This is a genomic window from Stenotrophomonas maltophilia, from assembly GCF_002799245.1.
Taxonomy (GTDB): domain Bacteria; phylum Pseudomonadota; class Gammaproteobacteria; order Xanthomonadales; family Xanthomonadaceae; genus Stenotrophomonas; species Stenotrophomonas maltophilia_S.
This window is the reverse complement of the sequence record NZ_NEQV01000007.1, coordinates 1-19,570: the sequence shown is the minus strand read 5'-3', so window position 1 is coordinate 19,570 and position 19,570 is coordinate 1. Positions and strand designations below refer to the sequence as shown.

The 19,570-nt window shown below is 68.2% G+C and carries 23 protein-coding genes; all 23 read left to right on the top strand.

Going from position 1 to position 19,570, the window contains the following annotated elements; translation table 11 throughout:
- Positions 1-238: 238 nt before the first annotated feature.
- Positions 239-1,657 carry a flagellar filament capping protein FliD gene (fliD, locus tag B9Y64_RS18530; protein WP_100441966.1) on the top strand — a complete coding sequence of 473 codons (1,419 nt, stop codon included), beginning with the start codon at positions 239-241 and terminating at the stop codon, positions 1,655-1,657.
- A 128-nt stretch (positions 1,658-1,785) separates the two neighbouring features.
- The gene (gene fliS, locus B9Y64_RS18525) at positions 1,786-2,202 is read left to right on the top strand and encodes a flagellar export chaperone FliS (protein ID WP_005416447.1); all 417 of its coding nucleotides are present in this window, start codon (positions 1,786-1,788) and stop codon (positions 2,200-2,202) included.
- Positions 2,199-2,492: a hypothetical protein gene (locus B9Y64_RS18520; protein ID WP_100441965.1), complete on the top strand. Its 294-nt coding sequence runs from the start codon at positions 2,199-2,201 to the stop codon at positions 2,490-2,492. The genes fliS and B9Y64_RS18520 overlap by 4 nt, the downstream gene beginning before the upstream one ends.
- The gene (locus B9Y64_RS18515) at positions 2,489-3,067 is read left to right on the top strand and encodes a PilZ domain-containing protein (protein WP_100441964.1); all 579 of its coding nucleotides are present in this window, start codon (positions 2,489-2,491) and stop codon (positions 3,065-3,067) included. Before B9Y64_RS18520 ends, B9Y64_RS18515 begins: the two co-directional genes overlap by 4 nt.
- A 92-nt stretch (positions 3,068-3,159) precedes the next feature.
- On the top strand, positions 3,160-3,792 hold the full coding sequence (locus tag B9Y64_RS18510) for a response regulator (protein ID WP_005413261.1): 633 nt from the start codon (positions 3,160-3,162) through the stop codon (positions 3,790-3,792).
- Between the two features lie 324 nt (positions 3,793-4,116).
- Positions 4,117-5,526, top strand: coding sequence for an RNA polymerase factor sigma-54 (rpoN, locus tag B9Y64_RS18505; protein ID WP_100441963.1), 1,410 nt, complete (start codon positions 4,117-4,119; stop codon positions 5,524-5,526).
- 14 nt (positions 5,527-5,540) lie between these two features.
- Complete coding sequence (locus B9Y64_RS18500) at positions 5,541-5,918, top strand: response regulator (protein WP_010485922.1); 378 nt, start codon at positions 5,541-5,543, stop codon at positions 5,916-5,918.
- On the top strand, positions 5,915-7,417 hold the full coding sequence (locus B9Y64_RS18495) for a sigma-54 dependent transcriptional regulator (RefSeq protein ID WP_100441962.1): 1,503 nt from the start codon (positions 5,915-5,917) through the stop codon (positions 7,415-7,417). Before B9Y64_RS18500 ends, B9Y64_RS18495 begins: the two co-directional genes overlap by 4 nt.
- A gap of 218 nt (positions 7,418-7,635) precedes the next feature.
- Positions 7,636-8,052, top strand: coding sequence for a hypothetical protein (locus B9Y64_RS18490; RefSeq protein WP_100441961.1), 417 nt, complete (start codon positions 7,636-7,638; stop codon positions 8,050-8,052).
- A 310-nt stretch (positions 8,053-8,362) separates the two neighbouring features.
- Positions 8,363-8,728 carry a flagellar hook-basal body complex protein FliE gene (gene fliE / locus B9Y64_RS18485; protein ID WP_014037113.1) on the top strand — a complete coding sequence of 122 codons (366 nt, stop codon included), beginning with the start codon at positions 8,363-8,365 and terminating at the stop codon, positions 8,726-8,728.
- Positions 8,729-8,741: 13 nt separating this feature from the next.
- Positions 8,742-10,388 (top strand): flagellar basal-body MS-ring/collar protein FliF, encoded by a 1,647-nt coding sequence (fliF, locus tag B9Y64_RS18480; protein ID WP_100441960.1) that lies wholly within the window; start codon positions 8,742-8,744, stop codon positions 10,386-10,388.
- A 7-nt stretch (positions 10,389-10,395) separates the two neighbouring features.
- On the top strand, positions 10,396-11,382 hold the full coding sequence (gene fliG, locus B9Y64_RS18475; RefSeq protein WP_024958226.1) for a flagellar motor switch protein FliG: 987 nt from the start codon (positions 10,396-10,398) through the stop codon (positions 11,380-11,382).
- Entirely contained in the window at positions 11,379-12,020 is a 642-nt protein-coding gene (locus B9Y64_RS18470) for a FliH/SctL family protein (RefSeq protein ID WP_100441959.1), read from the top strand. Before fliG ends, B9Y64_RS18470 begins: the two co-directional genes overlap by 4 nt.
- Positions 12,017-13,402 carry a FliI/YscN family ATPase gene (locus B9Y64_RS18465; protein ID WP_100441958.1) on the top strand — a complete coding sequence of 462 codons (1,386 nt, stop codon included), beginning with the start codon at positions 12,017-12,019 and terminating at the stop codon, positions 13,400-13,402. The genes B9Y64_RS18470 and B9Y64_RS18465 overlap by 4 nt, the downstream gene beginning before the upstream one ends.
- 3 nt (positions 13,403-13,405) lie before the next feature.
- On the top strand, positions 13,406-13,873 hold the full coding sequence (gene fliJ, locus B9Y64_RS18460) for a flagellar export protein FliJ (RefSeq protein WP_005416437.1): 468 nt from the start codon (positions 13,406-13,408) through the stop codon (positions 13,871-13,873).
- Positions 13,873-15,045: a flagellar hook-length control protein FliK gene (locus tag B9Y64_RS18455; RefSeq protein ID WP_100441957.1), complete on the top strand. Its 1,173-nt coding sequence runs from the start codon at positions 13,873-13,875 to the stop codon at positions 15,043-15,045. Before fliJ ends, B9Y64_RS18455 begins: the two co-directional genes overlap by 1 nt.
- A 129-nt stretch (positions 15,046-15,174) precedes the next feature.
- Positions 15,175-15,690 carry a flagellar basal body-associated FliL family protein gene (locus B9Y64_RS18450; protein ID WP_100441956.1) on the top strand — a complete coding sequence of 172 codons (516 nt, stop codon included), beginning with the start codon at positions 15,175-15,177 and terminating at the stop codon, positions 15,688-15,690.
- A 10-nt stretch (positions 15,691-15,700) separates the two neighbouring features.
- Positions 15,701-16,705 carry a flagellar motor switch protein FliM gene (gene fliM, locus B9Y64_RS18445; protein ID WP_100441955.1) on the top strand — a complete coding sequence of 335 codons (1,005 nt, stop codon included), beginning with the start codon at positions 15,701-15,703 and terminating at the stop codon, positions 16,703-16,705.
- A complete protein-coding gene (gene fliN / locus B9Y64_RS18440) occupies positions 16,702-17,037 on the top strand; it encodes a flagellar motor switch protein FliN (RefSeq protein ID WP_005409543.1) in 336 nt (111 codons plus the stop codon). The genes fliM and fliN overlap by 4 nt, the downstream gene beginning before the upstream one ends.
- The gene (fliO, locus tag B9Y64_RS18435) at positions 17,034-17,453 is read left to right on the top strand and encodes a flagellar biosynthetic protein FliO (RefSeq protein WP_014037105.1); all 420 of its coding nucleotides are present in this window, start codon (positions 17,034-17,036) and stop codon (positions 17,451-17,453) included. The genes fliN and fliO overlap by 4 nt, the downstream gene beginning before the upstream one ends.
- Before the next feature lies 1 nt (position 17,454).
- Positions 17,455-18,234: a flagellar type III secretion system pore protein FliP gene (fliP, locus tag B9Y64_RS18430; RefSeq protein WP_100441954.1), complete on the top strand. Its 780-nt coding sequence runs from the start codon at positions 17,455-17,457 to the stop codon at positions 18,232-18,234.
- 51 nt (positions 18,235-18,285) lie between these two features.
- Complete coding sequence (locus tag B9Y64_RS18425; RefSeq protein WP_012510965.1) at positions 18,286-18,555, top strand: flagellar biosynthetic protein FliQ; 270 nt, start codon at positions 18,286-18,288, stop codon at positions 18,553-18,555.
- Between the two features lie 13 nt (positions 18,556-18,568).
- Positions 18,569-19,360: a flagellar biosynthetic protein FliR gene (gene fliR, locus B9Y64_RS18420; protein ID WP_100441953.1), complete on the top strand. Its 792-nt coding sequence runs from the start codon at positions 18,569-18,571 to the stop codon at positions 19,358-19,360.
- The last annotated feature ends 210 nt before the right edge of the window (positions 19,361-19,570 follow it).

The window sequence follows — 19,570 nt, the reverse complement described above, 5'->3', positions numbered from 1 at the left end:
GTAGCCTGATCCCTCCCCTGCATTGGGGGAGGGCTTTTTGCAGACTCCCGGCAGCCCGCGGTGAACCTACCCGCACCCTGCCCCAACCCTCCTGCAACCTGCGTGCCAGAACCCGCGCCAGGCGATTGGCACGGCACATGCATCAACGAAGTCCTCAAGACCCAGCGGCGCAGGCCGCTATTTTCGTTGACGACGGGCTGCCGCACGACGGACAGGCCCGGATACCAGGAGAAACGACGTGGCAGACTTTGGATACGGTGGCATCGGCTCGGGGCTGGATATCTCCAGCATCGTCAACCAGCTGGTCGCAGCAGACCGCAAGCCCGCCGACAATGCGCTGAACCTGCAGCAGTCCAAGGCCAAGATGCAGCTGTCGTCGATCGGCACCGTCACTGCTGCCTTCGACAAGCTGAAGACGGCGCTGACCGCGCTGAAGGCCACCACGGCATTCGATACCCGCACGGTGACCGCCAGCGGCAAGGCACAGCCCGCCAACACCGAAGATGTACTCACCGCATCGGTAGCGCTGTACGACCTCGGCACGACCAAGGCGGCTGCGTCCAACGGCACCCACCAGGTGGAGGTCACCTCGCTGGCCACCGCGCACAAGCTGATTGCCGACACCTCGTTCCCGAAGACCGACACCTTCGGTGCCGGAACCTTGACGCTGACCGTTGGCGTCGGCGACAAGGCCAAGACCATGAACGTGGCGGTGGAGGACGGCGATACGCTGACCACCATCCGCAACAAGATCGACGCAGCCGGCCGCAAGGAAGGCGTGCAGGCCACGCTGATCACCTCCGGCGACAACCAGTACCTGTCGATCGCCCAGGAGAAGACCGGCGCCGCCAACGCGATCAAGCTGGAGTACGGCGGCAGCGACCCCAAGCTGGGCGCATTGGTCGGCAGCCTCAAGCAGAACACCGCTGCGGCCGATGCCGAACTGACCATCGATGGCGTGAAGGTGGTCAGTGCGAGCAACACCGTGGCTGACGCGGTGCCGGGCCTGACCCTGAACCTCAAGGTTCCCGGCAAGAGCACGGTGGTGATCAGTACCGACACTGCCGCCGCGACCAAGGTCATGCAGGAGTTCGTGACCGCCTACAACGCAGCGATCGCGGCGATCAACACGGAAACCAAGTACGACGCCAAGACCAAGGAAGCCGCCACGCTGACCGGCGACGCGCAGATGCGCGGCGCCTCCAGCCAGCTGCGTTCCATGATGTCGGGCGTGCTGAAGGAGCTTTCCGCCGATGGCCTGGACCCGAAGGTGCTGGGCCTGCAGACGCGCGGCTACCCGAACGCGGACGGCAGCCTGGTGCTGGACACCACCAAGTTTGCCGCAGCGCTGGCCAGCCAGCCTGAGAAGATCCGCTCGGCCATCACCGGCGACACCGGCGGCGCCGGCACGCTGTACACCATGGTCGACGGCTACGTCAGCACCACGGTCGGCAAGGAAGGTGCGTTCGTCGCCCGTACCAAGGGCCTGAACACCACGCTGGACAACATCGACAAGCGCCGCAAGGACCTGGACACGCGCATGAAGAGCGTGGAAGAGCGCTACAAGAAGCAGTTCATCGCGCTGGACAGCCTGATGGGCAAGCTGCAGCAGAGCAATACGTCGCTGCAGCAGCAGCTGGCACAGTTGAACCGCTGACGATGCGTGCGCGGCACTCAAGTTTGCCGCGCAACGCACCGATAACGGACGCAACAGCAATCATCGCCGCACCGTCGGTACCGATCCCCACGATCACCCGGCGGCACCCCGCGCAAGGAGAATCACGAATGTACGGTTCCAGCCGTCAATATGCCGAACAGTACCGCCAGGTGGGAGTGACCAGTGCGGTCGCCGATGCCGATCCGCACAAGCTGGTGGCGATGCTGCTGGCCGGTGCGCTGGAGCGCGTGCGTCGCGCCCTGGCCAGCCTCGAGCGCGGCGACCAGGCCGGCAAGGGCAAGGCGATCGGCGAAGTCTGCGCGATCGTCGGCCACCTCAACGGCTCGCTGGACCATGAGGCCGGCGGCGAGATCGCCGGCAACCTGTCGGCCCTGTACGACTACGTGCTGCAGCGCCTGACCGAAGCCAATCTGCACAACGACCGTGCCGCACTGGATGAATCGCTGCAGCTGCTGGGCGAGATCGACAGCGCCTGGAACGCGATCCCGCACGAACAGCGCCGCCCGGCCGCGGTGGCACCATGAGCCTGCCGGAACTGCACGCGCAGCTGGACGCCTTCGAGAAGGCGCTGGGCGATGATGCCCTCGACCAGGCCGACAGCCTGCTCGACGGCCACGACAGCACCCTGCATGCCCTGCTCAGCCAGCCGCTGAGCGCCGCCGACCACGCTCCGCTGAGCGCCCTGTTCGAGCGCCAGCAGAGCCTGCTGGGCCTGCTGCGCCAGCGCCGCGATGCCGTGGCCGCGCAGATGAACGATGGCCAGCGCTCCCTTCGCGCGGCGCATGCCTACCTGCAGGCAGAATCACTGGCATGACCTCGCTGCCGACCACCTCGCTGCACCATCCTGCCGAAAGCGAGCTGTTCGACGAGATGCTCAGCTGCGAACTGGCCCTGCCGGCCGAATTCCAGGCCGGCAGCGCGGCCGGGCGTACCAGCAGCGCCGAAGGCCTGCTGCGCAGCCTGGCACTGGTCGAGGACAGCCGCGTTGACGAGCACGACGAACGCAACGAGGCCAGCCTGCAGCTGCAACGCCTGGAAGCAAAACTGGACCTGGCGATGGTGCTGCTCGGCCGGCTGGTGCGCCAGCAGGGCCAGGAGCTGACCCTGCGCCCGGTGCGCTGGTCGCGCCGTGGCATCCGCCTGCAGCTGGGCCCGCGCAGTGGCGCCAGCCCCGGCCAGGCCGGCGTGGTGCGGCTGCAGCCCAGCGACTGGCTGCCCGACCATATCGACCTGCCGGTGGAAGTCATCGCCGAGGCGGCTGACGGCGGTGGTGGCCACTTCCTGTGGCTGCGCTTCCAGCGCCTGGGCGACGGCCTGGAGATGGCGATGGAGCGGCACTTGTTCCGCCTGCACCGCCGCCAGGTGGCCGAGGCGCGCCGCGCACGTTGAAACCCACCACCCTGGCACTGCACGGCCGACCCTTGGCGCGCCCGTTCAGCTAAGTTAAGGTGGACTCCCCTACACGGATCCGTTGCGTGCCTGTGCGAGTTCTCATCGTCGACGATCACACCCTCGTCCGCGCCGGCCTGGCGCGGCTGCTGCAGGGGTTTGCCGACGTGCAGCTCGTCGCCGAAGCCAGCAACGCCGAACAGGCACTGCAGCTGGCCCTGCAGCACGCGCCGGATGTGGTGCTGATGGATCTCTCGCTGCCGGGCCGTACCGGCCTGGAAGCACTCAGCGACATCCGCCTGCGCGCTCCCGGTACCCGGGTGGTGATGATGACCATGCACGACGACGCCGCCCACGTACGCGATGCACTGGATCGTGGCGCGGTCGGTTTCGTGGTGAAGGATGCAGCACCGCAGGAGCTGGAACTGGCGCTGCGCGCCGCGCACGCCGGCCAGGTGTTCCTGAGCCCGCAGATCTCGGCCAAGATGCTGGCACCCATGCTGGGCCGCGAGAAGCCGACCGGCATCGCCGCACTGTCGCCGCGCCAGCGCGAGATCCTGCGCCGCATCGGCAAGGGTGAAAGCAACAAGGAAATCGCCGCCGATCTCGGCATCAGCGTCAAGACGGTGGAGACCCACCGTGCACGCATGATGGAGTCGCTGGGCTGCCGCCGCGCCAATGATCTGTTGCTGCTGGCTGCGCGCCACCAGCACGAGCTGGAGTAAGCATCGCTGGGGTCAGATCCCTTTCCGGCGGAAAGGGATCTGACCCCGTCGTCCGCGCCGGACGCATCGGCGACGACATCCCGTCACCCCGACACTCCCCGACAGGAATCCGTACGCGACGATCCGTCGCTCCGCGCGGCCGGCAACGACGAATCAATGACTTGGCGGCGCCCCTCGTCAATATCCCGCGCCAATGTAGGGGAAATCCCTACATCCTGTCAGGACAACCACGAGGCGCCTCAGGAACCCCCCGATTCCGCCCCCGCCGGATGAAAAGCAAGATGCGTTCCACAAGGCGCCGGGGAGCGGCGCCGGGGAACCACGATGAAGGCTGCACTCTCGACCCAGCTGGGCCAACAACTTCACCTTACCCCGCAGCTTCTGCAGTCGATCCGGCTGCTGCAGCTCGATGGCCTGCACCTGGAGCAGGAGATCCAGCGCCTGCTGGACTCCAACCCGCTGCTGGAGATCGAAGAGGCCGAAGCACCCGTGGCCGATGCCACCGAAGCGAGTGCCACCACCATCGACACCGCCGCCTTCGACGAACTGCCCGAGTCGTCGATGTGGGACGTGGCCGGTGCCAACTGGCAGGACGGAGACGACGACCGCATGGCGCGCATCGCAGCCGCCGAGTCGACCGACCCGCAGCTGCGCGTATTGCAGCGCCTGTCGCTGGACATGGACGACCGCCAGCTGGCGGTGGCCGCGTTCTGGCTGGACCACTGCGATGAAGCCGGCTACCTGCAGGCGCCGTTGGCCCAGCTGCAGCTGCTGGCCAGCGCCCAGTTCGACATCGCCGCCGACGGCGTGGAGTCCATCCGCCAGCAGCTGCTGCACGGCGAGCCCGCCGGCATGGCCGCGCAGGACCTGCGCGAAGGCCTGCAGGCGCAGCTGCGCTGCCTGCAGGGCGTGGTGCCGGCCCGCCACCTGGCCGCGCGCATCCTGGGCGGCGCGCTCGACGCCCTGGCCGCACACGACTACCCCGCCCTCGCCCGCCAGCACGACGCCGAGATCGACGACGTGCGCGAGGCGGTGCGCCTGATCCTCTCGCTGCAGCCGCGCCCCGGCGACAGCCTGCTGCCCGAACGCAACGCCGTGGTGGTGCCCGACGTGGTCGCCTGGCACGCCGATGGGCAGTGGAAGGTCGCACTGAACCCGGCCACCAGCCGCCGCGTGTCGATCAACAGCCAGTACGAACAGGCCCTGGCCGAAACCAGCGAAGCCGCCCCGGCGCTGCGCGAGATGCTGCAGGAGGCGCGCTGGTTCAGCCGCGGCCTGTCGATGCGCTACGACACCCTGCTGCGCACCGCGCGGGTGATCGTCGAACGCCAGGCCGCCTTCCTGGTCCGTGGCGAAGAAGCCATGGCCCCGCTGACCCTGAAGGAAGTGGCCGAGGAAATCGGCATGCACGAATCCACCGTCTCGCGCATCACCACCGGCAAGTTCCTGCAGACCCCCCGCGGCACCTACGAACTGAAGCACTTCTTCGCCGTGCGCCTGGAAGGCGCCAGCGTCTCGGGCCAGGCGGTGAAGGCCATGGTCCGCCGCCTGATCGATGCCGAACCGGCCGGCCGGCCGCTGGCCGATGAGGCCATTGCCGGCCTGCTGTCACGCCAGGGGGTGAACATTGCCCGCCGAACCGTCGCAAAATACCGAGAACAACTGGATATCGCCCCGGCCCGCGAACGGCGCCGGCTCAGCGCCAGGCAACCCCAGCTGGCCCGGGTGGGCTGAAAAGGATGTTGGACATGAACAAGCTCACGGTCCTGCTGGTCGATGACCACGAGGGCTTCATCAACGCGGCGATGCGCCATTTCCGCAAGATCGACTGGCTGCAGATCGTCGGCAGCGCCGGCAACGGCCTGGAAGCGATCGAGCGCTCGGAAACGCTGCGCCCGCAGGTGGTGCTGATGGACCTGGCCATGCCGGAAATGGGCGGCCTGCAGGCCACCCGCCTGATCAAGTCGCAGGACGATGCACCGTACATCGTGATCGCCAGCCACTTCGACGACGCCGAGCACCGCGAACACGCGCTGCGCGCCGGCGCCGACAACTTTGTCAGCAAGCTGTCCTACATCCAGGAAGTCATGCCGATCCTGGAAGGCCTCAGGGAGGATCGATCGTGAGCGAATCGCGCATCCTGGTGCTGGACAACGACGCCGTGCGTGCAGAGCGCACCGTTGCCCTGCTGGAATTCATGGACTTCAACCCGCGCTGGGTTTCCGACGCAGCCGACTTCGACCTGGGCCGCCAGCGCCAGAACGACTGGATGGCCGTGATCGTCGGCAGCCTGGACGACAGCGCTGCCAGCACCGCGCTGTACCACTGGCTCGGCGGCAGCAGCCTGCCGCCGCCGGTGCTGCTGGCCGATGGTGACGCTGCAGCGTTTGCCCAGCAGCACGGGCTGCACGAGGCCAACATCTGGCCACTGGAAACGCCGCTGCGCCACGCGCAGATGGAAGCCCTGCTGCGCCGCGCCAGCCTCAAGCGCCTGGATGCCGAGCACCAGGCCGGCGCCGCCCAGGACCAGGGGCCGACCGGCAACGGCCCGGCCGTGACCGGGCTGCGCACCATGATCGAACAGGTGGCCGCGTTCGATACCACCGTGCTGGTGCTGGGCGAGTCCGGTACCGGCAAGGAAGTGGTGTCGCGCGCCATCCATCAGCGCTCGCCGCGCCGCGATGGCCCGTTCGTGGCGATCAACTGCGGCGCGATTCCGGCGGACCTGCTGGAAAGCGAACTGTTCGGTCACGAAAAGGGCGCCTTCACCGGTGCCCTGACCGCGCGCAAGGGTCGTTTCGAAATGGCCGAGGGCGGCACCCTGCTGCTCGACGAAATCGGCGACATGAGCCTGCCGATGCAGGTGAAGCTGCTGCGTGTGCTGCAGGAACGCAGCTTCGAGCGCGTCGGCGGCAACCAGACCATCCGCTGCAATGTCCGCGTCGTGGCCGCGACCCATCGCGACCTGGAAACCCGCATTGCCGAGGGCAAGTTCCGCGAGGATCTGTTCTATCGCCTCAACGTGTTCCCGATCGACGTGCCCGCCCTGCGCGAGCGCCGCGAGGATCTTCCGGCGCTGGTGGAAACCATCGCCGCGCAGCTGGCCCGTACCGGCCGCGGTGAAGTGCGCTTCACCCCGGAAGCCCTGCAGGCCCTGGCCGGCTACGAGTGGCCGGGCAACGTACGCGAGCTGACCAACCTGGTCGAGCGCCTGGCGGTGCTGCACCCGGGTGGCTCGGTGCGCGTGCAGGACCTGCCGGCCCGCTACCGTGGCGATGCCGCGCTGGCCGTCCCCGCGCCGGCACCTGCCGCGCCGGTCGCCAGCGAAGAACGCCTGGACCTGCGCAGCTTCTCGTTCCACACCCCGGGCAGTGGCAGCCAGCCGGCCCTGGAGCACGGCATCGCGGTCAATCGCGCAGCAGCCCCGGCGGCACTGCCCGACGACGGCCTGGACCTGCGCAATCACATGGCCAACATCGAACTGGGCCTGATCAACGAAGCGCTGGAGCGCACCCAGGGCGTGGTCGCCCACGCCGCCCAGCTGCTTGGCCTGCGCCGCACCACCCTGGTGGAAAAGCTGCGCAAGTACGGCATCGAGCGCGAACAGGCCGAACTGGCCAGCTGAACCGCGCTGACAGCATGAAGGGGGCACGAACGCCTGGGCTTGCCCAGGCGTTGGTGTTTGTGGCCCCCCCATCACCGCCGCCTGCACGGGGTCAGATCCCTTTCCAGCGGAAAGGGATCTGACCCCTCTGCATTTACCCCGCTGCATTTGCAGGTTTTCTCCAGGACACCGCCGCCGTGCTGCGGAAGATGGCAGGGACACCCCAAGGAAGACCCGCCATGCATCGTTTTGCCCTGCTCGCCGCCCTGTCCTGCCCGGCCCTGGCCACCGCCGCCGACTGCACCCTGCCCGCCACGCTGGAACAGCGCCGGTTCACCAACCTCAGCGATCCGCTCTACGCGCCCGACAACCCCAACGCCGGGCGCATGGTGCAGGTCAGCTTTGCCGGCACCCGCTACACGCTGGACATCCTCGGCACCGACCTGCGCATCAACGGCAGCTACAGCTACCAGCGTCTGGCGCGGCACATCGCGGAAGTCCAGATGGTTGAAGACCACCCGGCCGGCACCGCCCGCTACACCCTGCTGCTGGCCTGCCTGGGCGACCACCAGGGCCGCTTCATCTACACCCAGCACGACGGCCCCATCACACCGCGCCAGCGCCAGAATTCCGGCCGCTGGACCCTGCAACCCTAGGCCAGAAAACCGACGCCGGTTAAATGGCGCCTCCAATGGGGCCAGAGCCCGTTGCATCGCAACGGGATCCGACCCTGTGCCGTAAACGCACGCTCCACGCATGGCGTGGATCAAACCTGTCGACCAGGGTCGACACCTACCGGGGACGGTCCGTGCCGTCCCCTCAGATCGCGGGAAACTGACGAAGACAGGGCGCAGCCCTGCCAGCACACCTCCACCCTCACCTCACTGAATCGAAAACCGGTTTCGGCACGGCACTTGCAACTGCTCCAGCAGACAACCCCATCCCCTGTTTCTGGAACCGTTGCAGATGTCCCACTCCGTCACTTCGATCCTTTCGCAGATCCGCTCCTATCAGACCCAGATGGGACAGCCGGCGCTCAACCCGCTGGGCGAAACGCCGCGCAGCAATGCCCTGCCGGGCACGGTGCTGGACGCGCCGCAGGTGCAGCCGGCCAGCTTCACCGAGACCCTGCGTGGTGCGATTGCCGGCGTCAACGATGCGCAACAGAAGTCCGGCGCCCTCGCCAAGGCGTTCGAAATGGGCGACCCCAGTGCCGACCTGGCCAAGGTGATGGTCGCCTCGCAGCAGTCCCAGATCGCCTTCCGCGCCACCGTGGAAGTCCGCAACCGTCTCGTCCAGGCTTACCAGGACGTGATGAACATGCCGCTGTAAGGAACGTTGACGCATGGCACTGACGCTCTCCAAGGACAGCCTGAACGCCGAGAAGGCCGGGCAATGGTTCGATCGCCTGCAGAGTCTGCAGATCACCCGTCGGCTGGGCCTGATGGCGATGATCGCAGTGGCGGTGGCGGCAGGCCTGTCCGTGTTCTTCTGGTCGCAGAAGCCGGGCATGGTGCCGCTGTACACCGGCCTGGACCAGAAGGCGACCGCCGAGGCGACCGACCTGCTGCGCGCCGCGCAGATTCCGTTCGCGCTCGACCCGGCCACCGGTGGCATCACCGTGCCGGAAAAGAACCTGCACGACGCCCGCCTGAAGCTGGCCGGCTCCGGCCTGACCGACAGCGGCAAGCTTGGCTTCGAGCTGATGGAGCGCGATCCGGGCTTCGGCGTCAGCCAGTTCGTGGAGAGCGCACGCTACCAGCACGCGCTGGAAACCGAGCTGTCGCGCACCATCAACACGCTGCGCCCGGTGCGCGACTCACGCGTGCACCTGGCCATTCCCAAGCCCAGCGCCTTCACCCGCCAGCGTGACGTGGCCAGCGCCTCGGTCACCCTGGAGCTGCGTGGCGGCCAGCAGCTGGAACGCAGCCAGGTCGATGCGATCGTGCACATGGTCGCGGCCAGCATTCCGGACCTCGCTCCGGAACGGGTTACCGTGGTCGACCAGAGCGGGCGCATGCTCAGCATCACCGACCCGAACAGCGAGGCCGCGGTCAACGCTGCCCAGTTCGAGCAGGTGCGCCGCCAGGAAACCTCGTTCAACCAGCGCATCCGCGAGCTGCTGGAGCCGATGACCGGCCCCGGCCGCGTCAACCCGGAAGTGAGCGTGGACATGGACTTCTCGGTGACCGAGGAAGCCCGTGAGCTCTACAACGGTGAACCGCAGAAGCTGCGCAGCGAGCAGATGAGCGAGAACACCACCAGCACCCCGGGCCCGCAGGGCGTGCCGGGCGCGACCAGCAACAGCCCGCCGGGCCAGCAGGCCGCACCGGCCACCGCGCAGACCCCGACAGAAAGCAGCAAGAACGCCACCCGCAACTACGAGCTGGACCGCACCCTGCAGCACACCCGCCAGCCGGCTGGCCGCATCAAGCGCGTCTCGGTGGCGGTGCTGGTGGACAACGTGCCGCGTGCCGGCGCCAACGGCAAGCTCAGCCCGCAACCGCTGTCGGCCGCCGAGCTGACCCGCGTCGAGGCACTGGTCAAGCAGGCCGTCGGCTTCAACGCCGAGCGTGGCGACACCGTGTCGGTGATGAATGCCCCGTTCGTGCGCGAGACCACGCCCGAACAAGGCCCGGCCTGGTGGGAACTGCCGTGGGTGCACGATGCCGGCCGCATGCTGCTCGGCGCGGTGGTGGTGCTGGCGCTGCTGTTCGGCGTACTGCGCCCGGCGCTGCGCGCGATCACCGGGCAGAGCAGGAAGAACGACGAGCAGGCACTGGAACCGCATACCGCGGACGTGCAGCTGGTCGATGACGATGGCACCCCGCTGCCGGCGCTGGGCGCCGACCGGACGAGCCTGGGCGGGCCGGATGCGCTGGCCCTGCCGGTGGATTCATATGAGGAACGACTGCGGATGGCGCGTGAAGCCGTGAAGACCGACTCCAAGCGCGTGGCCCAGGTGGTCAAGGGTTGGGTGGCCAATGACTGAGGCCGCATTGACTGGCGTGCAGCGCGCCGCCGTGCTGCTGCTTTCGCTGGGTGAGCTGGACGCGGCCGAAGTGCTGCGCCACATGGAGCCCAAGGAGGTGCAGAAGATCGGCATCGCCATGGCCACCATGACCGACATCACCCGCGAGCAGGTGGAGCGGGTGATGGACCAGTTCGGCCAGGAGCTGGGTTCGAAGACCTCGCTGGGCGTGGGCTCGGACGACTACATCCGCAACATGCTGGTGCAGGCACTGGGCAGCGAGAAGGCCGGCAACCTGATCGACCGCATCCTGCTCGGCCGCAACACCACCGGCCTGGACGCGCTGAAGTGGATGGACCCGCGTGCGGTGGCCGACCTGGTGCGCAACGAGCACCCGCAGATCATCGCCATCGTGATGGCGCACCTGGAAACCGACCAGGCCGCCGACGCGCTGAAGCTGCTGCCCGACCGTACCCGCGTCGACGTGCTGCTGCGTATCGCCACCCTCGACGGCATTCCGCCGAACGCGCTCAATGAACTCAACGAGATCATGGAACGCCAGTTCGCCGGCAACCAGAACCTGAAGTCGTCCAACATCGGCGGCGTGCAGTGCGCGGCCAACATCCTGAACTTCATGGACAGTGGCCAGGACCAGGCGATCCTGGGCGAAATCGCCCGCATCGATGCGCCATTGAGCAACCGCATCCAGGACCTGATGTTCGTGTTCGACGACCTGGTCGACCTCGATGACCGCGAAATGCAGCTGGTGCTGCGCGAGGTGAGCGGCGAGCGCCTGGGCCTGGCCCTGCGCGGTGCCGACATCAAGGTGCGCGACAAGATCACCCGCAACATGTCGCAGCGTGCGGCCGAAATCCTGCTGGAAGACATGGAGGCCCGCGGACCGGTGCGCCTGTCCGACGTGGAAGGCGCGCAGCGCGAGATCCTGGCCATCGTCAAGCGCATGGCCGATGAAGGCACCGTCACCATCGGTGGCAGCGCGGAGGCCATGCTGTGAGCAACGTCGTGCGCTGGCTTGCCCCGGACCTGCTGGCCCAGCCCGAACCGGCGCTGGAGCGGGAGGACGCATTCGAACTCACCGAGCCGGACCCGGAACACGAACCGGAGCCGCCGCTGCAGCTGCCGACCCTGGAGGAAATCCAGGCGATCCAGGACAGCGCCGAGAAGGAAGGGTTCGATCAGGGCCATGCCGACGGCTACGGCCAGGGCCAGGCCGAGGTGCGTCGCCTCGCCGCGCAGATCGAAGGCATCCTGGACAACTTCAGCCGGCCGCTGGTGCGGCTGGAGAACGAAGTGGTCGGTGCACTGGGCGAACTGGCGGTGCGCATTGCCGGCGCGCTGGTCGGCCGCGCCTACGAAGCCGAGCCGGCGCTACTGGCACAACTGGTCGGCGAAGCGATCGACGCAGTGGGCGGCAGTACCCGCGAGGTGGAAGTGCGGCTCCACCCGGATGACATCGCCGCCCTCGCCCCACTGCTGAACCTGTCGCCGCAGCAGCGCCTGGTGCCCGACACCAGCCTCAGCCGTGGCGACCTGCGCGTGCACGCCGAAGCCGTGCGCATCGATGGCACCCTGGAAGCCCGCCTGCGCGGCGCGCTGGATGCGGTGATCCGCCAGACCGGAGCCATCGCATGAGCGCCGAAGCGCAACCGGCGGCGCCGCCGGCCGACTGGGCGGTGGCCCGCAACCTGCGCCTGGCCCGGCGCCTGGATGGCCTGCGCGTGGATACCGCGCATGGTCGCGGCCTGATCCGCGAGGGCGTGCTGCGCCGCGCGGTCGGGCTCACCCTGGAAGCGGTCGGCTGCGAGGCGCCGCTGGGTGCCAGCTGCAAGGTGGAAGTGGTCGATGGTGGCTGGGTCGATGCCGAAGTGGTCGGCTTCGCCGGCGAACGCACCTACCTGATGCCCAGCGCCGAACTGCATGGCCTGCTGCCCAACGCCCGGGTGGTGCCATCGGCGCGACGCGGCGGCGTGGAAGTGGGCGAAGGCCTGCTCGGCCGCGTCATCGACAGCGACGGCGTGCCGCTGGATGGCAAGGGCCCGATCCGCGCAGAAGGCCACGTCGGCATGGCCGGCGTGTCGATCAATCCGCTGGCGCGTGAACCGATCACCCAGCCGCTGGACGTGGGCGTGCGCGCGATCAACGCGTTGCTGCCGATCGGCCGCGGCCAGCGTGTGGGCCTGTTCGCCGGCTCCGGCGTCGGCAAGTCGACGCTGCTGGGCATGATGACCCGTTACACCGCCGCCGACGTCATCGTGGTCGGCCTGATCGGTGAACGTGGCCGCGAAGTGCGCGATTTCGTCGAGACCACGCTGGGCGAGGAAGGCCTGCGCCGCGCCGTGGTGGTTGCCAGCCCTGCCGACCGGCCGCCGCTGGCGCGCCTGCACGGCGCCTACCGCGCCACGGCCATTGCCGAGTGGTTCCGCGACCAGGGCCTGAACGTGCTGCTGCTGATGGACTCGCTGACCCGCTTCGCCCAGGCGCAACGCGAGATCGGCCTGTCGGTCGGCGAACCACCGACCACCCGCGGCTACCCGCCCTCGGTGTTCGCCAAGCTGCCGGCACTGGTCGAACGCGCCGGCAACGGCGCCAAGGGCCGTGGCTCGATCACCGCGTTCTATACCGTACTGACCGAAGGCGATGATCCGCAGGATCCGATCGCCGACGCCGCGCGCGCGATCCTCGACGGTCACATCCTGCTGTCGCGCCGCGTGGCCGACAGCGGCCTGTACCCGGCCATCGACGTCGAATCGTCGGTCAGCCGCGTGGTCACGGAAATCGCTGACGAACCGTGGCGCCTGCGCATCCGCAAGTTGAAGCGACTGGTCTCGGCCTACTCGGCCAACCGTGACCTGATCGCGATCGGTGCCTACCAGCGCGGCAACGACGCGGCCACCGACGAAGCCCTGGAACGCTGGCCGGAAATCATGGAGTTCCTCGGCCAGGACGTTGCCAAGGCCGCAGATCTCCCGCACAGCCAGGCGGCGCTGCAGCGCCTGGTGGAACAAGAGAGTTAAGCCATGAACCAGTCCAAGCGCATCGATCCCCTGCTCAAGCGGGCCCAGGAACACGAGGACGCAGTCGCCCGCGACCTGGCCGAACGCCAGCGCGTGCTCGACACCCATCTATCGCGATTGGACGAACTGCGCCGTTATGCCGAGGAGTACGCCAACGCCCAGATGGCGGCGACCAGCCCGGCGCAGCTGCTGAACCGCCGCGCCTTCCTCGATCGCCTGGACAGTGCGGTCGAGCAGCAGCAGGCCACGGTCAACGGCAACCGCGAAAAAGTGGAAGCCGAGCGCGCCCGCCTGATCCTGGCCAGCCGTGACAAGGCCGTGCTGGAGCAGCTGGCCGCCAGCTACCGCGCGCAGGAAAAGGTGGTGACCGACCGCCGCGACCAGCGCGAGATGGACGACATTGGTGCGCGGCGCGCACGCCTGGTGCAGGCCGAGGACCAGGACGGCGCCGAGCAGGGAGGCCGCTCGTGATGCCCGCCCCGCTCGCCGGCGGTGCCAACACGGCCACACCCGCCACCAGCAACAGTGCCGCGCGTGCCTCACGCAGCGAGGGCGGAAAGGACTTCAGCCAGCTGCTGCAGGGCGGCGCGCCCCCTGCGCCTGCCGCGGGCGGCAACGCAGCCACGCCGACCCCGCCTGCCACCACGCCGGGCCAGCCGTCGACCGCCGACAGCAATGGCCAGGCACCGGGCGAACGCAACGCGGACGCCGAAGCGACAACAGCGGAAACGCCGCCACTGCCGCCGGTTGCCGTGACCCCTGCGGGACCCGGCACCGACAAGGACAAGCCTGCCGCGCCCGAGGACGCCCCGTGGCCACCGCTCGGCCTGGCCGGCCTGGTGCTGGCGATGCCGACGCCCGCCGATCCGGCCGCCGCTCTGCCCACTGCCGCTGCGCCGTTGCTGGCCAGCGACGGCACGGCGCTGCCCGCTGGCGCCGCCGCGAACCCGGCACTGCCGGCAGCCGCGCCGGCCGCCGCTGCCGCTGCCGCACCGGCGGCCAACAGCAAACCGGCGGCGGCCGGCGCTGACGATGCCACCGCGCTGCCATTGCCGGAGACGATCCTGCCCGGCAAGCGCAGCGAGCGTGGCGAAGGCAGCGACGTGGCTGCCGTCGGCGACCGCGCCGGTGCACCGCTGCTGCACGCACCGGCCGCGGCCGCCGTACAGGACCTGAAAGCGGCGCTCGCCACCGGCAACGCGATCTTCAATGGCGAACCCACGCCGAAGCCGGTGCTGGGGGACGATGGCTTCGATCAGGCCATGGGCGCTCGCCTGGGCTGGCTGGCCGACCAGAAGATCGGCCACGCCCACATCCGCCTGAGCCCGGACGACATGGGCCCGGTCGATGTGCGCCTGCAGTTGAACGGCGACAAGGTGCACGCCAGCTTCAGCAGCCCGCACGTGGATGTTCGGCAGGCGCTGGAAAGCAGCCTGCCGCGCCTGCGCGAGCTGCTGGGCGAACAGGGATTCCAGCTGGCCCACGCCGATGTCGGCCACCAGGCGCCCGGCGGTGACGGCAATGCATCGGGATCGCCGGGTGGCGGCGGCATGGCCGGCGACGGAGAACCGACGCCGGGCGAGGCCAGCGTGTCGCCCGCACAGTTGATCCGCCAGCGCGGATTGCTGGACGCGTACGCCTGACAGCGCGTGCCGGCCAAGGCCGGCACCTGCCGAACCGGGCCTCCGACGGAATTCCGTCGCACCGCGCCGCGCCGCCTTCGGCACACCCCTTGCATATCCCGGTGAAGCAACCCTCAGGAGCTTCACCCCGTGGCCGCAGCCGCTGACAAAACCAAGAAGACCGCCGAGAAGGACAAGGCCGCCAAGCCGCGCAGTCCGATCCTGATCACCGCACTGGTGGCCGTACTGGCCGCCGCTGCCGCCGGTGGCGGCGTGTGGTTCTTCACCCAGCCCAAGCACGAAGACAAGGCCGCGCAGGCGCCGAAGAAGAGCGCTACCCCGGCCCCGGCACAGTACTTCGCGCTGGACCCGGCGTTCGTGGTCAACCTCAATGGCCCGCTCGACGGCCCGCGCTACCTGCAGCTGGAGGTTCAGCTGATGACCCGCGACCCGGCCGCGCTGGAAGCGATCAAGACCCACGCCCCGGCCATCCGCGCGCGCCTGCTGATGTTGTTCTCGCAGGTCAGCCCGGACCAGATCGCCGATGTCGCCGGCAAGCAGAAGCTGCAGGCCGATTCGCTGGCCGAGGTGCAGAAGGTGCTCAAGGCCGAGACCGGCAGCAACGGCGCCGACGATCTGCTGTTCACCAGCTTCGTGACCCAGTAAGGGCCCACCGATGAATGATCTGCTGTCCCAGGACGAGATCGATGCCCTGCTCCATGGCGTGGACAGTGGCGCGGTCGAGACCGATGCGGAACCCCCGTCAGGCGAAGCGCGTTCGTACGACTTCGCCAGCCAGGACCGCATCATCCGTGGTCGCATGCCGACCCTGGAAATGGTCCACGAGCGCTTTGCGCGCTTGTGGCGGATCGGCCTGTTCAACCTGATCCGCCGCTCGGCCGAGCTGTCGGTGCGCGGCATCGAACTGATCAAGTTCAACGATTACATGCACTCGCTGTATGTGCCGACCAACCTGAACCTGATCCGCTTCAAGCCGCTGCGCGGCACCGGCCTGATCGTGTTCGAGCCGACCCTGGTGTTCGCCATCGTCGACAACTTCTTCGGCGGCGACGGGCGCTACCCCACCCGCATCGAGGGGCGCGAGTTCACTGCCACCGAAATGCGGGTGATCCACCTGCTGCTGAAGCAGACCTTTGCCGACCTGCGCGAAGCGTGGGCGCCGGTGATGGATGTCGACTTCGAGTACATCAACTCGGAGATCAACCCGCATTTCGCCAACATCGTGACCCCGCGCGAATACGTGGTGGTGTGCCGCCTGCATGTCGAGCTCGACGGTGGCGGCGGTGACATCCACGTCACCCTGCCGTACTCGATGCTGGAGCCGATCCGCGAACTGCTCGACGCCGGCATCCAGAGCGACCGCAACGACCGCGACGAGAGCTGGGGCAAGACCCTGCGTGAGCAGCTCAACATCGCCGAAGTCACCCTGTCCAGCGTGCTGGCCAGCAAGCGCATGACCCTGCGCGACCTGACCCAGCTGAAGGTCGGCGACATCCTGCCGATCGACCTGAGCCCGCAGGTGCCGCTGTGCGTGGAGAACATCCCCGTGTTCACCGGCGAGTTCGGCATCGCCAACGGCATGAACGCCGTGAAGATCACCGCTACCCATCCGCCGGGTTCCCGCCCGCGCGTACCCGTCATCCAGGAAGACCCGCAATGAACGATATCGACGCCCTCGAACCGACCCCGGCCCAGTTCAGCAGCCTGCAGGCCGATGAGGCGAATGGTCCGGACCTGAACCTGGACGTGATCCTCGATGTGCCGGTGACCCTGTCGCTGGAAGTCGGTCGTGCCCGCCTGCCGATCCGCAACCTGCTGCAGCTCAACCAGGGTTCGGTGGTGGAACTGGAGCGCGGTGCCGGCGAATCGCTGGACGTGTTCGTCAACGGCACCCTGATCGCACACGGCGAAGTGGTGGTGATCAATGACCGCTTCGGCGTGCGCCTGACCGACGTGGTCAGCCCGAGCGAGCGGATCCGGAGACTGCGTTGAGCCTGCTGGCCTCCACCCTGCTGGCGGTCGGCAAGACCGCCGCGCCGATCGGCCCGCAGGTCGGCCAGCACGCGGCCGCTGCACCGAGCCTGTTCGGCGCGGTGCTGGCGCTGCTGGCGGTGCTGGCACTGGTGATCGGCCTGGGCTGGTTGCTCAAGCGCATGCCCGGCAGTGGCTTCCGCCCGGCCGAAGGCATGAAGCTGGTGGCCAGCCTCAGTGTCGGCGCCAAGGAGCGCGTGGTGGTGGTGGAGGTCAACGGCCAGCAACTGCTGCTGGGCGTCACCGCCGGCGGCATCAACACCCTGCATACCCTGCCCGAGCCGCTGCCGCCACCGGCTCCGGTACGCGTGCCGGACTTCAAGAACCTGCCGAATTTCGCCCAGCTGCTGCAGCAGCGGCTGCGCAAGGATCCCTGACATGCGTGTCACCCGTACCCGTCTTGCCACCCTGATGCCGTGGCTGCTGTTGCTTGCCCTGTGCCTGTTGCCGGCGCTGGCGTTCGCCGCGCCCGGCGCGCAGGCCACCCCGCTGCCGGACGTCAACGTCGGCAAGATCGGCGGCCAGCCGGTCAGCCTGCCGCTGCAGACCCTGCTGCTGATGACCGCGATCACCCTGATCCCGTCGATGCTGCTGGTGCTGACCTCGTTCACCCGCATCATCATCGTGCTGGGCCTGCTGCGCCAGGCACTGGGAACCGGCCAGACGCCGTCCAACCAGGTACTGCTGGGCCTGGCCCTGTTCCTCACCGCAATGGTGATGATGCCGACCTGGGACAAGGCGTGGAGCGCGGGCATGGCGCCCTACCTCAATGGCGACATCGACTTCCAGACCGCCTGGACGTTGACCACGCAGCCACTGCGCGGGTTCATGCTGGCGCAGATCCGCGAGACCGACCTGATGACCTTCGCCGGCATCGCCGGGCACGGCACCTACGCCAGCCCCGATGCGATCCCGTTCCCGGTGCTGGTCGCTTCGTTCGTCACCAGCGAACTGAAGACCGCGTTCGAGATCGGCTTCCTGATCTTCATCCCGTTCGTGATCATCGACCTGGTCGTCGCCAGCGTGCTGATGTCGATGGGCATGATGATGCTGTCGCCGATGCTGGTGTCGGCACCGTTCAAGATCCTGCTGTTCGTGCTGGTGGATGGCTGGGTGCTGACCGTGGGTACGTTGGCGGCGAGCTTCAACCCGGCGTGATTTAGAGGCAGTCGAGCAGGGCTCGACTCTACATAAGCAGATGGAACCCGAATGACTCCCGAACTTGCCTTGACCGAACTGCGTGGCGGCCTGATCACCGTGTTGTGGGTGGCCGGCCCGCTGCTGCTCACCGTGCTGGTGGTGGGTGTGGTGGTGGGTGTGGTGCAGGCGGCGACCCAGCTCAATGAACCGACCATTGCCTTCGTCGCCAAGGCGGCGGCGCTGACCGCGGTGCTGTTCGCGCTGGGCAGCCTGCTGATCGGCCACCTGGTTGAATTCACCACGCTGCTGTTCCAGCGCATTCCGCACCTGATCGGCTAGGACGCGCGCTTCGATGGACGCCGCCACCCAGATGGCTGCCGACGGCCTGCAGGCCTTCGGCATGATCGGCACCGTGCCGTGGACCATGCTGCGCATCGGCGCGGTGGCCATGGCCATGCCCATGGTCGGTACCCGTGCGGTACCGTCGCGGGTGCGCGTGGTGCTGGCCGGCACCCTGGCCATCGCGCTGGCCCCGCTGCTGCCACCAGTACCGGACTGGACCGGCTTCGACGCTGCCACCGTGCTGACCATCGCCCGCGAGCTGGCCATCGGCGTCTCCATCGGCTTCATGCTGCGGCTGGTATTTGAAGCCGGTGCGATGGCCGGCGAACTGATCGCGCAGGGCACCGGCCTGGCCTTCGCGCAGATGAGCGATCCGCTGCGTGGCGGCACCTCCGGCGTGATCGGGCAGTGGTTCTACCTGCTGTTCGGCCTGTTGTTCTTCACCGCCAATGGCCACCTGGCGTTGATCTCGCTGCTGGTGGACAGCTATCGCGCGCTGCCGATCGGCGCTCCGCTCCCGGACCCGCATGCCTTCTTCAGCATCGCCCCGACCTTCCTGCTCACCGTGCTGCGTGGCGCGTTGACGCTGGCCATTCCGCTCACCGTGGCGATGCTGGCCGTGAACCTGGCCTTCGGCGTACTGGCGCGTGCCGCCCCTGCACTGAATCCGATCCAGCTGGGCCTGCCGGTCTCGCTGTTGCTGGGCCTGTTCCTGCTGGCGCTGCTGGCCGGGGAAATGGGGCCGCCGGTACAGCGCCTGTTCGATGCTGCCTTCCAGGCTGCGGACGCGGTCACACGCTGACCCGTTCATCACCTTCGTGCACGCATTTCTGTAGAGCGGAGCCCACGCTCCGCTGCAGCTTCGGCCAAAGGCAGCCGAGCATGGGCTTGTATGTTCCTCCCGGCTCCTACGAGGTATGTAGGAGCCAGGGTGGAGGGACCGTCAACATGATATCTGCGGGTACCAGCCGACAGACGAGCCGAGCGATCCCCATCCCGCACCTTAACGTCG

Bases quoted from the DNA above. Each gene is read 5' to 3' on its own strand.
- fliS (WP_005416447.1), top strand. From the start codon at position 1,786: ATGTACGGTTCCAGCCGTCAATATGCCGAACAGTACCGCCAGGTGGGA.
- B9Y64_RS18520 (WP_100441965.1), top strand. From the start codon at position 2,199: ATGAGCCTGCCGGAACTGCACGCGCAGCTGGACGCCTTCGAGAAGGCG.
- B9Y64_RS18515 (WP_100441964.1), top strand. From the start codon at position 2,489: ATGACCTCGCTGCCGACCACCTCGCTGCACCATCCTGCCGAAAGCGAG.
- rpoN (WP_100441963.1), top strand. From the start codon at position 4,117: ATGAAGGCTGCACTCTCGACCCAGCTGGGCCAACAACTTCACCTTACC.
- B9Y64_RS18500 (WP_010485922.1), top strand. From the start codon at position 5,541: ATGAACAAGCTCACGGTCCTGCTGGTCGATGACCACGAGGGCTTCATC.
- B9Y64_RS18490 (WP_100441961.1), top strand. From the start codon at position 7,636: ATGCATCGTTTTGCCCTGCTCGCCGCCCTGTCCTGCCCGGCCCTGGCC.
- fliE (WP_014037113.1), top strand. From the start codon at position 8,363: ATGTCCCACTCCGTCACTTCGATCCTTTCGCAGATCCGCTCCTATCAG.
- fliF (WP_100441960.1), top strand. From the start codon at position 8,742: ATGGCACTGACGCTCTCCAAGGACAGCCTGAACGCCGAGAAGGCCGGG.
- B9Y64_RS18465 (WP_100441958.1), top strand. From the start codon at position 12,017: ATGAGCGCCGAAGCGCAACCGGCGGCGCCGCCGGCCGACTGGGCGGTG.
- fliJ (WP_005416437.1), top strand. From the start codon at position 13,406: ATGAACCAGTCCAAGCGCATCGATCCCCTGCTCAAGCGGGCCCAGGAA.
- B9Y64_RS18455 (WP_100441957.1), top strand. From the start codon at position 13,873: ATGCCCGCCCCGCTCGCCGGCGGTGCCAACACGGCCACACCCGCCACC.
- fliM (WP_100441955.1), top strand. From the start codon at position 15,701: ATGAATGATCTGCTGTCCCAGGACGAGATCGATGCCCTGCTCCATGGC.
- fliN (WP_005409543.1), top strand. From the start codon at position 16,702: ATGAACGATATCGACGCCCTCGAACCGACCCCGGCCCAGTTCAGCAGC.
- fliP (WP_100441954.1), top strand. From the start codon at position 17,455: ATGCGTGTCACCCGTACCCGTCTTGCCACCCTGATGCCGTGGCTGCTG.
- B9Y64_RS18425 (WP_012510965.1), top strand. From the start codon at position 18,286: ATGACTCCCGAACTTGCCTTGACCGAACTGCGTGGCGGCCTGATCACC.
- fliR (WP_100441953.1), top strand. From the start codon at position 18,569: ATGGACGCCGCCACCCAGATGGCTGCCGACGGCCTGCAGGCCTTCGGC.